We start from the raw sequence: 11,902 nt of genomic DNA, 5'->3' as shown, positions 1-11,902 counted from the left end.
TTTGAAGAGGTTTACGGATAGGGTTTTAGTATTTCACAATGCGGTAGGTCGCCACGGCTCGCTTTTTCCTGACTTGTAAAAGGTAGACGCCCGCCGGGAATGCCGACAGGTCGACGGTTGCATTCTTGCCGATATATCTGCCTGAGGAAATCACCTGCCCTGCAATATTCATAATTTCGAGATTTCGGACGGCGGCTCCCTCAAACCGGATGAATAGTGTGCCGGTGGTAGGGTTGGGGCCAAAAGTAATGATTTCCTCCAGGGGCTCGGTAGCTGTGATCAGCTCGATCCTGAGTGATGACGGTTCCTCAATCGTGCCGGTCCCGCATTCATTGGACACCTGCGAGATCTTGTACGTAGCAAGTGGTGTTACGGGTGTCAGCTTAAGTGTGTCTGAATATTTCGTTGCCGAGCGGTACTGGAAAAAATTCTCGTCACCAAAGCGGTAAGAGAACGGGCTGCTGCCTTCAAGGCCGATTACCACGTTTACGGACTGGCCAGCCTGATACAAAACAGATGGCGTGAGTATTTTCGCCCGAGCGCGTTCCCCGATCCTGAGCGTCTCTGCATAGGTGCTGCCACTTACCTTTGGATCTTTCGAATTGAGGCGAAGTCTGTAAAAACCAGATCGTTTAACACTCGTTGGGATAATAGCGGTCACCGGTGAAGACTGTCCGGAAGTAGGAATGGAGACTAAGTTTTTGCCCGTGCTATCCGAAAGCAGCACTTCATATTCTGGATTGTTCCCTTGATTCCCATTGAGGTAAAAATGGACTTGTACAGTATCTGAGTTGCAGATGTTCGACCGCCGTAAACTTTCAATGCGTTGTAAGGACAGCCACTGAGCCAGTTTGGGTTGTACGGTGATCGTAGCCGAGCCTGATACCTTACCTGAGCCGCAGACACTCTGCAACGGCTTTAACGTGTAGGTTGTGGTAGTGGAAGGCGCTACTTTGATTTCCGTAATACCTCCCGGCGAAGGAGCTGTGTTTAGATATGACTTACCGTCGGAAAGTTCAAAAGGTGTATTGTAGGCAAAAGTTGAATTCGAGCGGACATACAGCTTGGTCGACTCTCCAGCCGTAATAATATTGTCGCCGATCAATGTCAAATCAGGTACCGAGTAAAGCTGATATGCAATTGTTTTAGAAAGTTGAAGTGAAGTGATTTCTGCTTTTACGAAAAATACTTCACCAGCAATATTATCAGGTATCGTGAGCTGAATTCTTCCTGTCAAGCTGTTGACCGAGTCCAGCTTGATCGGTTCACCTTTATCACCCCTTATGGAAAAAACCAGATAGGCGTTCACCGGTAACTCAGGGCCTTTGACCGCAAAATTCAGCTGAATTTTCTGGCCCGGACATATTGTAGGATCTGCGTTTGCAGGGAATTTATTGATTTCCAACGCAGATTTGACCTTAACGCTCACTGAGCCGCTGGCCGTTCCGTAACCGCATGAATTCCAGACCTTAGCAATCGTGAAGGTCTGTGGGGCGGTGATTACCGGAGAGTAGGAACCGTAATTGCTCGTCACCTGCTGTTGCATGCCATCACTATAGACGATCCCCCAGGGCTCATTGCCGGTCAGGTTGGCTGTCATATATACCGGCGTGCCGTATTCGACAGTAGCGTTATTCGCTCCAGGCGTCGGATAATTGCTGATCAGGTTGGCTGTCGGCGCCTGACCGATCAGGATGTTCCTGGTTTCGGAATAGATATTGTCCGAAGAGTAAATTCTTGTATAGTAGCTACCTGCCTTCAGATTAGGCGTGACAAACCTGATTATCTGGCTGTCGGTAACGGTGGCAACGTCTGTGTAAGAGCCGGCGTCGCCGGATGGGGAAATCTGAAGCGTGAATTTTGTACCCGTTGTGGCCTTACCGCTTTCGAATGAAAAACGAACCTCAGCTTCGGAACCTGTGCAATGCCATACGCCAAATACAGCCTGATCGATGACCATCTTGTATCCGATACCATAAAAGTAGGATACTATTTCGCCATTCCAGGCACCACATGCATTGGTTACCGATTTTAGTTTGAATTCGGATGTTTTGCCGTTCTGCAAAGGTAATGCAACATTGTACCTCCCATTGTTGTCAGAAATTACCTTGTTTTCCTGGCCGTCAACTGAATAAATGACCGGACTGTAAGCACTGCCATTTATTGTAACCCTGGGATGCGCACCCAGGTACATTCTTTCGGGATTTTCCTTCCTGCCTATCGGTGAGATCGTCGGTGTCCGAGGTGGAACACCGAGGAAAAACCGTTCGGTTTCAGAAGTAAGCCTAGGCAAGGTGGAACTTATTTGCAAGCTCGCATCATATCCCTCTTCCATCCGTACAGGCAATTTAACCTTGTAAATGCCCGACTTGGTCACGTTCCGGATTGTAAAGGTTTCCGATTGCGCAAACCGAAGGTAAGACAAAGTGAACTGATTACCAGCATCAAATTGTCCGTGGACTGCCAGTTCAACCTCCACGCTGTCACCCATACAATAAGGTTTTTTGATCAATCTGGCAAATACACTTGGTGTGGTGCCGGCCGGATTTACGACTTTGATCGGAAATGAAGGTGGATTGTTATTTACAAAACAAGTGTTAGATAGCCTGGTCAGTTTGAAAGTAGTATCCCGCTTCACAAACTGTTCGAACCAAACGTTTCGGTAGTCATAAGTATTCTTTGAACCATTCTCCATTTCGACCGTGTAGGGAGCCCCGCCAAGAAGGTCGAAGTCCAGCCGGAGGGGAGAAGGGAACTGTACGCTTTGCTGCGAATTGACGGCCAGTACCATCGTGGGCGGGCTTTGGATCTTCAAGCTTACAAATGGTGAAGATAGTGTCGGATTAGCTGATATGATGCGGACACCAGTGATTTCACCATAATTGAGATCTCGGTCCTGATTTGTGTTTTTAGGGATAGAAAATTCAAGGGAATCTCCCACGACTTTGGTCTGAAACATAATCTTTTTCCCTGAATAAGTATTGGCTTCCAGCGAATAAGTGGTTTGCGAAGAGACACCATTAGCACGAAAGCCTAAGCGGGCCGTTTGTCCTTCACAGAATATTTTCGGATTACTGGTATAAGCATTCTCGGTGAGTAAAAGGCTCGGATTTACAGTAACGGTTACTGGTGTATTCGATGGATTTTGGATGAGACCACAGCCCGATTCAAATGTCTTTACCTGATAATTTGTTGTCTTTTCTGGGCTCACTTGGATCGAGTACTCCATTACTTCCCCGGAAGTCAGGGTGATTTTAAATGGCGGCATACCGGTCGGGTTGCCGGAGAGATAGATGCTTTCGCCAAGATTTACACTTGTCTTTTCGGCTTTCAGGATAAATGAAGGCTTGGGGTAAACATACACTTTCAGTGCCTTGGCGATTGAAATAGCGGAGGGGTTTTCCGTAACAATACCTAAATAAATTCCATCGTTGCGCATTACGTCTGTCAGATTCTCAGGGACGCGGGCGGTCAGCTCATTTTTACCGCTCAAAGTTGCCGGGGCATCAACATATTTATACGAGTCGATATATGAATTATCGCTGGTGAAACGGATTTTGAATTTTGTATTTGCATCAAATTCTGCCCCATTTGTATTGAAATTTACCTTAATGTTCCCGCCATTGCAAGGCCGTTCAGGGCTGAAAGCAACCGGCATGAAGTCGATCGGATTGACTTTGATATTCACCTGTCCGTCTATAGCCATTGGTCCGCAGATATTGCTGGCCTCTTTGATAAAATAAGAACCTGCCTTTGTTTTCGGAAGGGTGATGAAAGTCGGATATGGCGCTGTCCAGTCGGTGGCGTAGTGAAGGTCAAATGTGTCGCCAGTGTTTAGTGTCACGGTACCACGGGTAGAAGGGGTCGCGATGACGGCTAGCGCGATCTGATCCGTGGAATTGATCGTGTCGGCCTTGAAACCCCAGCGGGTTGTCAGTTGCACTCTTGACTTTGTTAGTGCTCTGATTGAATAGTAGCCGTCGGTTTCAGTTTGCGGATTTGAAGTGAGAACTTTGAGTCCAAAACTTTGCGAATTGGCCAGGGAAGGTTCTTTCAAAACAGTAACCAGCTTATCACCTTTGAGTTCGGCAGGATATTCCCACCGCTCGGCAGGGTTATTCCAGTTCCGGTAAACTACCACAGTGAATTTGTTACCCGAGGGAAATGCGCCTTTAACATCCACGTCTATGCTTAGTTCAGTTCCTAAACAATAATTTTCCGAATTAACCCGGATTATACTCAGACTGGGACTTTGGGCGAAAGTGGCAAATGAGCAAAGGCAAAAAAATAGAAAGCGTAAAAATTTGAACATAGAGTTAGGGGAGGTTAATTGCAATCCAGGTCCCGAACTAGAAACCGAATTGCCAGGGCAATTTCCAAGTTTATTCCGATTAATGCAATAAAAACAACTTCCGGTTACATTTTATTTTGACCGAATCGTCAATCTGCGACAGGCCAGTAGAATGACTTGTCCGGAGAAATGCGGAGAGCTGCCTGCCTTATAAAAAAAGAATATATAATAGTCTGGAAATGTATTTTTGAAATTTTGTCCAAAGACAAAAAATGACTCTGACGATAAGTTAGGGTTATTTGTGGCAGCATAAATCTGAATTATAACCGTGTATTTCCGGATTCAATGCCTGATACTTGTGGCGAACTCTGATAAAAAGAAAATCCTCTATTCGGGCCAGTTAAAGAGGAACGCGATCATTGACTTTGTGTAACATTGATTTTTACTTGGCGTTCACGTAAGCTATTTGTTAGTTAAGCGTAGTCACTATGACGTATTTTTTTATGGAAGGCACTAGGAAGGATCTAAGGCAATTATTAATAATTACTGAGTTACGGCTGCCTATATTTTAAGTCTGATTATCTTGCGTGAAAAATCAAATACATGGATATCAACCAGGAAAAAAACGTCGCAGCCGTGCTCCCTCTTTCAAAGGCCTTAGTATCAAACGGATTTTTATTTATTTCAGGCCAGATCGGATCATCCGGCGGGAAGCTGGTAACTACATCCTTTGCTGATGAAGTAAAACAAGTCTTAACGAATATTGAGACGATACTAACCGAACATCATCTCACTTTTGATCATGTGGTCAGCGTTACCATTTATCTTACCGATATGAGATTATTTGACGAGCTGAATTTGGTGTATGCCACTTATTTCAAAAATCGTTTTCCAACCCGTACCTGCATTGCGGTAGCCGGTTTGCCTAAGCTTGCCCGTGTTGAAATGACAACGGTTGCCAGTCTGAAAGTCGAATGAGTTGAAACTCACTTTTAACTTCTTTCCTCTGTTTCGTAGTTATCATTATGGATAGGAGGGGTATATTATTTAGGGATTTCCGGTTTGGGAATCTCTTTTTTTTGTGTTGCTTATTTCACGATCGAGCAGTTAGCGATGTGCTAAAACAAAAAATGGCCCCGACTTATCGTCAGAGCCATCTGTACCCCTTCCCGAACAGTTATCGAAACACTTTTTAGAAGATTTAGAAAAAAAAGTTAAGCTGATAGCCTAAACAATTGATATCAGTTATGATTGTAGCTGGTATCTTTTAAATGGTAAAGATGATTTTTCCCTTGTTCGAAAAGACATTTAATCAAGTGTATTATTTCAATTTACAGACGTTGACGTTTTGGGTGGTTAATGAATATTAAACAATCTCAGTAAATGTTGTTTATAATCAACAATTTATCTATTATTGTTGATTATAAACAACATTTATGAACAATAGAAAACAGATTCTTCTTCCCAAATTTGCAAAAATCCTTGAACAGCTGGGTGAGAATATCAAACTGGCACGGAAGAGACGCAAACTTACGACAATACAGGTTGCTGAAAGAGCTGGTATTGACAGGACTACATTATATCATATCGAAAAGGGCAACCCAAGTGTATCATTGGGCGCGTATTTCAATGTGCTGAGGGTTCTTGGATTACAGGATGATTTTTTGAAACTAGCCGCTGACGATACTTTTGGAAGAAAATTGCAAGATTTGGAATTGATCGGCAAATCATAATAATATGGCAGATAAGACAGACATTTGGGTTTATGCCGACTGGATAGGAATGTCTGGTCCAAAATGTATCGGTATACTGGCTGCCCAGCAAGCGAAAGGAAGAAAATCATTTAGTTTCACATACGATCCTGATTGGATCAAATCAACTGAGCAACTTCTTTTGGACCCGGACATTGCCTGGTTTGGCGGTTCTCAATATCCAAATCAGAAAGAAAATTTCGGCGTATTTCTGGATTCAATGCCAGACACCTGGGGGCGTACGCTGATGAAAAGAAGAGCCTCTATTCAGGCAAAAGAAAAAGGCACTTCATCAAAGACATTGTATGACATTGATTTTCTACTGGGCGTTCATGATGAAAGCCGCATGGGAGCTTTGCGTTTTAAACTTGACCCTCAAGGACCTTTTCTTGACAACGATCCTGTGTCTCCCACCCCTCCCTGGACCACTATACGTGAATTGCAACACGGAGCATCCCTGATTGAGTCCAACGAAGACACCGCAGAGGTCAGAAAATGGTTAGCTATGCTAATGGCTCCGGGCTCTTCTCTGGGGGGAGCCAGACCTAAAGCTAATATTGTTGATGAATTGGGACAGCCCTGGATCGCCAAATTTCCTTCAAAAAATGACAGCACCGACAAAGCCGCATGGGAATATCTCGCTTACCAGCTGGCGGTTCATGCAGGTATAGAGATGGCTGAAAGTAAATTGGAGCATGTCGCCGGCAAGTACCATACTTTTTTTACCAAACGTTTTGACCGTGACAGGCAGGCGAGAGTCCACTTTGCTTCTGCCATGACAATGACTGGAAAAAATGAAGAACTGATCCGGAACGATGCGCCGTCGTATCTGGACATGGTTGAATTTATTCAATTTTCCGGAAGTAGTGTAGACGAAGATCTTAGTCAGCTCTGGCGGCGAATGGTGTTTAATATAACAATATCCAATACAGATGATCACCTGAGAAATCACGGATTCATTCTGACTGCCAAAGGCTGGCGTCTATCTCCCGCTTTTGACATTAATCCATCCATTGACAAAGATGGCCTTGCAATCAATATTGATATGGAAGACAATCAACTTGATATTGAAATAGCAAAACAAGTTGGGATGTATTTTCGGCTGGGAGAGAAACAGATGAACCAAATCATAGATCAGGTCAAATCATCCGTTTCACAATGGCAAAAACTGGCAGCTGAAATTGGGATTTCAAGAGCTGAGCAGACAATGATGGCTTCTGCTTTTCGGTTGTAAAATTAGCTGGCAGGTACATTAAGTATTTCGTATATTAATAAGGGAATTTCTGTTATGGATATTATTACGTTTGAAAACCCGGTAATTGAAAAAGATTTGGAAGGACCTGTTCCAATGGCGGGGCAGGGATATCCATACAATCAAATAGCCAACCCTCGTCGATTCGAAGAATTAATTTATAGTATTTGTAAAGAGAAAATTTCTGATAAAGGTTTTGACGGTTTCGATGACGTAAGTTTGATGTCGGGTGTAGCAGACAAAGGACGAGATTGTGCACTTTTTAAAAAAGGAAAAGCGCATGGCGTAATCCAGTGTAAGAAGTACACCACTCATTACAGCAAAGAGAATTTTGGATTAGAGATTACCAAATTTGTACTTTATAGTTTACTTGATGAACGGTTGATTTATGATAAAGAAAATTTTATTTATTATATCATGGTGTCAACTGATTTTACTGCTGATTGCAGAGACTTTATTGATGACTTCCAAAATAATATTCGAAACGAATCAAATTTGAGTCATTGGGTTCAAAAAAATCTTTCGGCGCCTACTCTTGCATCACTCGGATTGCATGATCGAACAGAAGAGGTAAAGAGTATACTTGGCTCCATTCAAGTGCGGAAAATTGTTCCTCAGGATATTGATGTGTATTTAAATGAGCCAGCCTGTTTTAAATTAGTACCATTGTTTTTTCAAGTTCGAACTATAACCGATAATTCTGAGATTGCCAGTTTAAGGAATGTTTTAATTAAGGAGCTGACACCAGAGGGAATCATAAAGGAGCTTGACGCGGGTTCTGTTGGATTGAAAAGTGAGAGTAATGAATTTGAGGGTATTCAACATTCGCATATTGAGAGAGACGAAACAGCAGAATTATTGCAATGGATTGTAGCAGACCCGATCAGAAATAGTGAGGGCAAGCCATTAAATATTTGTTTGCTTTCAGGGCAGGCAGGATATGGGAAGACTGTTATTTTAAGAGATCTTTATCACGAGATTTCAAAAAAGGATATTCCAGTTTTAGGGCTTAAAGCTGATAAGTTATATTCTTATACAATTTCGGATTTACAAAAAAAAATATTGGTCTTTCAATTCCGGTGTATGATTTCTTCGAAACAAGTCATAAATATTTTCCTCTGACCGTAATATTGGTTGATCAAATTGATGCTTTATCACAGTCAATGTCATCGGACAGAAGTTTTCTCAACGTTTATAAATCACTTATTGACAATTTTGTTGGTAGAGAGAATATTAAAATTGTCATTTCTGTACGAACTGCCGATTTACACTGTGATCCATCTCTCAGAGTGTATAAAAATGTTAAAACTGTTACTGCTAAACTTCTCAATGAGCCTCAGGTATTAGAACAATTGTCGAAAATTGGGATTGTTAAAGAACAGATTTCACAGAAATTATTGGAACTACTTAAAACACCGAATCATTTAAATGTTTTTTCTCGGATAGCATTAAACAATAACAATAGCTTTCAAGCAGCAACCGTGCAGGATTTATATTTTGAACTTTGGAATAGTAAAGTCATAAATGTATCAAGTCCAATTCGAGTGGAGCCGGCCAAAGTAAAAGAAGTGCTTTATCATATAGCGGCGAAGATGTACGAATCACAGCGTATAACTGTTTCCGTACATCGTTTTGAAGAATATAATACTGAGTTAAAGTACTTGGAAAGTGAGTTGTTGATTAAGCAAGAAGGAAAACAACTGCAATTTTTCCATCAGTCATTTTATGATTTTGTCTTTTCAAAACAATTTGTTGAAAAAGAAAATGACTTGTTTGAATATATAATTGAAGCCGAACAATCAATACATATTCGATCAGCGGTGAAAATGATATTAGGTTATCTTAGAGATTTTAATTCTGACTTGTATATTAGAACCGTTGATAGAATTCTTTGGGATGATCAAATTCTGTTTCATATTAAGCATATCCTATTATCCACAATCTCGTCACAAGATCATCCTACACAGCAGGAGAAGAAAGTTGTATTGAAAGCTTTCAGGGAGTCTATTTATTTTGCGACTTTATTTTTTGAGCAAGCCAGAGGGAATGCTTGGTTCGAATTAAGTAATGAAAATTCATTACTTAATTTTTTAAAAAAGGCAGAGCCAGCAGCAATAGAAAGCTTTTGGGTAGGTGTATTAGCGCAAGAATTATCTTTTTTAAGATTTGTTTGTATTGGCTTTCTCAGAAATTGTTTATTAAGTGACAATTTATCGGCCGCCTGGGAATTTACAAAGGAGGTTGAAGACCAGTCCATACTAAGAAATATCTTATTTTCTATTGAAAATTGGAGTAATCCAATTTCTTATGAGCTTTTGAATAGTTGTTCCGATTTTGAAGAGATCGATTCCTTTGCATACTATCATGTATTAGATAACATAGCGAAGACAGATCCTGAATTTGTGTTAAAAAAGGTCAGAAACTCATTATTGTCGCATTATAAAAGTAATAAACGAGCGAGAGAGTATGAGGAGGGAACGCTACTCCAAAATCTTGCGAAAAGTGTCCCGGAAAAATTGTTTCCTATTTTATTTGATATTATTCGTCCGGATATTGAGAAAACGATAATAGTAGAGGATGACATACTAAGTGATTTTAAATATCGGTCGATCGATTTGGAAGATGACCATCTGGAGAGGGGAGAGTTTTTATATCGTCTTTTGGCAATATGCCTCCGCAGCTCGGCCGAATCAAAGGCTGCAAGTTTTTATGACTTCCTAAATGCTCACAAAAAGTCTAACTACTATTCCATTTTACGATTGTTGGTTTTTGCTCTTACCGGTAATGAGGAAGGATATAAGGCGGAGATTTTTGATCTATTCAATTATTTCATAGAATTTCGTCGTAAAGATTTTCATTCCAGACTTGGGTTTGAAATGAGAGTACTCTTCGGACAATCATTTTCGTTTTTTACAAAACATCAGATTGACATTTCTCTTAGGGAAATTGATCAAATTGTTGATACAAATGAAATTTACTGCTATAAAGACCCAGATTCTAAAAAGCATAGATTTCACTCATTCTGGGGACAGACAAAATATCAATGGATTTTGCAGATACCGGAAGAGTTGTTGGTCATAAATACTAGTGTGAGAAGATCTTTTCTAGAATTAAAGAGAAAGTTTCCTAAATATTGTGACACTGCACCGGGAGGGATGAGGAGTGGAGGGATTTTTAGTCCCATTCCTGCCGAAGCTCACAAATATATGAGTAAGACAAATTGGATTGATTCATTTAGGAAATACAACAGGCAGCGCGATCGATCGGACCATGATTTTTTTAAGGGAGGAGTGGACGAACTAGCATCTGCATTCGAGACAGTTGTTAAAGAAAATCCTTCGAGCGAAAAACTTGGTATAATCAAAATCTCAATTAATGATCCAAATATTGATATAAAATACTCAATCAGCGGTCTTCGCGGATTAAGTGAAAGCAAGGAAAATTTAACTCAGGTAATTCTTTTATTTAAAGAGTTACTAGTGAAGGACTGTGAGCAATATGTTTCGGATTTGGTTAGGATAGCATCAAATTTGATTGGTGAGGAGAAGGACGATGTTGATATAATTAATTTCCTTGTAAAGACTGCACTAAGATTTGGTGATGAATTCCATAAGATACAGCTGAACCAAAGGCAAAGATCGATGACTGAAGAGCTTGTTATGATAGGTATAAATACACCCTCAGGCTCTGCGGCGCATGCGTTAGTGCATGTCAGCGATTTTGAATTGAAGGATTTGATTTTTGATACTTTTGAGAAAATTCTTTTTGAAGGCCCAAGAGACGCTAGGGCTGCGGCATTGTATCAGTTTGCATACTTAATGAATCTGGATCGGGATAGAGCCTTCCATCTATTTGCCTTAAGTGTCAATTTAGAAGCTGACATCGACGTGCTTGCGTCAGGTATTTGGTCATTTGGTTACATGGGTAATTATAATTTCGAAGCTTTGGATATTGCTTACATGAAAATGGCAGTATCAAAGGATCTTCGGGAAAACGATAGTCATTCTTTGTTTATTCAATTGTATGGAGCCTACTTACATGACCAGCCCAATGCAGATAGTCTGTTGTATACGCTTTTGGATAATAATAAACATAGCTGTTCTGGTGCAGTTAACGATATTGTAAAGCACTATAATCTTTTTCCGAATGCCAAAGATAAAAATAACTCTCTGCTTGATTATGTGCTGAACAAATCAGTGGAAGAAGACTATGAGCGGTTGAGTTGGAGTTTTCTAAACGCAGAAAATCTTGCATTAGACGATATCCATTTATTCCTTAGGAAATATGTTCAGTCAAGATATTTTACCATTACCGAATATTTTCTGGGCTATCTGACCTTGCAATGCACCCGATCGCCTTTAATAGCAATCGAGTTATTTGAACTTGCGATGAATAACAAAGGTGGAAATGTAGATAAACGTTTTGGTTTTGGTTCTGATAATTCGTCTATAAAGTTTATTGTGGGAGCTTTTAACGCACTGAACGAAAACGACGATGTTAGTAAAATGCAACGACAAAAACTTCTTGTATTATTTGACAAGGTTTTGGTAGACTATCGATTTAAAAACAACGCTGAAAAAATATTAGAAGAGCTTTTATAGGTCCAAA

6 protein-coding genes are annotated in these 11,902 nt (G+C 40.8%); 5 read left to right on the top strand and 1 reads right to left on the bottom strand.

The features are described 5' to 3' along the window. Positions 1–25: 25 nt before the first annotated feature. Positions 26–4,312, bottom strand: a complete 4,287-nt coding sequence (locus M1L62_RS02545) for a T9SS type A sorting domain-containing protein (RefSeq protein WP_254411431.1) — start codon at positions 4,310–4,312, stop codon at positions 26–28. A gap of 582 nt (positions 4,313–4,894) precedes the next feature. On the opposite strand from M1L62_RS02545, the gene M1L62_RS02540 reads away from it, so the two are divergent. From M1L62_RS02540 to M1L62_RS02520, 5 genes are all read left to right on the top strand, one after another. Beyond that, positions 4,895–5,269 carry a Rid family detoxifying hydrolase gene (locus M1L62_RS02540; RefSeq protein WP_254411430.1) on the top strand — a complete coding sequence of 125 codons (375 nt, stop codon included), beginning with the start codon at positions 4,895–4,897 and terminating at the stop codon, positions 5,267–5,269. 458 nt (positions 5,270–5,727) lie between these two features. After that, positions 5,728–6,024 (top strand): helix-turn-helix domain-containing protein, encoded by a 297-nt coding sequence (locus tag M1L62_RS02535; protein ID WP_254411429.1) that lies wholly within the window; start codon positions 5,728–5,730, stop codon positions 6,022–6,024. A gap of 4 nt (positions 6,025–6,028) precedes the next feature. Beyond that, the gene (locus tag M1L62_RS02530; RefSeq protein WP_254411428.1) at positions 6,029–7,276 is read left to right on the top strand and encodes a type II toxin-antitoxin system HipA family toxin; all 1,248 of its coding nucleotides are present in this window, start codon (positions 6,029–6,031) and stop codon (positions 7,274–7,276) included. A gap of 54 nt (positions 7,277–7,330) precedes the next feature. Then, positions 7,331–8,416, top strand: a complete 1,086-nt coding sequence (locus M1L62_RS02525; RefSeq protein WP_254411427.1) for a P-loop NTPase family protein — start codon at positions 7,331–7,333, stop codon at positions 8,414–8,416. Positions 8,417–8,457: 41 nt separating this feature from the next. Continuing rightward, positions 8,458–11,895: an NACHT domain-containing protein gene (locus M1L62_RS02520; protein ID WP_254411426.1), complete on the top strand. Its 3,438-nt coding sequence runs from the start codon at positions 8,458–8,460 to the stop codon at positions 11,893–11,895. Positions 11,896–11,902 lie beyond the last annotated feature (7 nt).

Source organism: Dyadobacter diqingensis, from assembly GCF_024220585.1.
Lineage (GTDB): Bacteria > Bacteroidota > Bacteroidia > Cytophagales > Spirosomataceae > Dyadobacter > Dyadobacter diqingensis.
The sequence above is the reverse complement of the archived record's forward strand: the minus strand, read 5'-3'. Positions and strand labels throughout refer to the sequence as shown.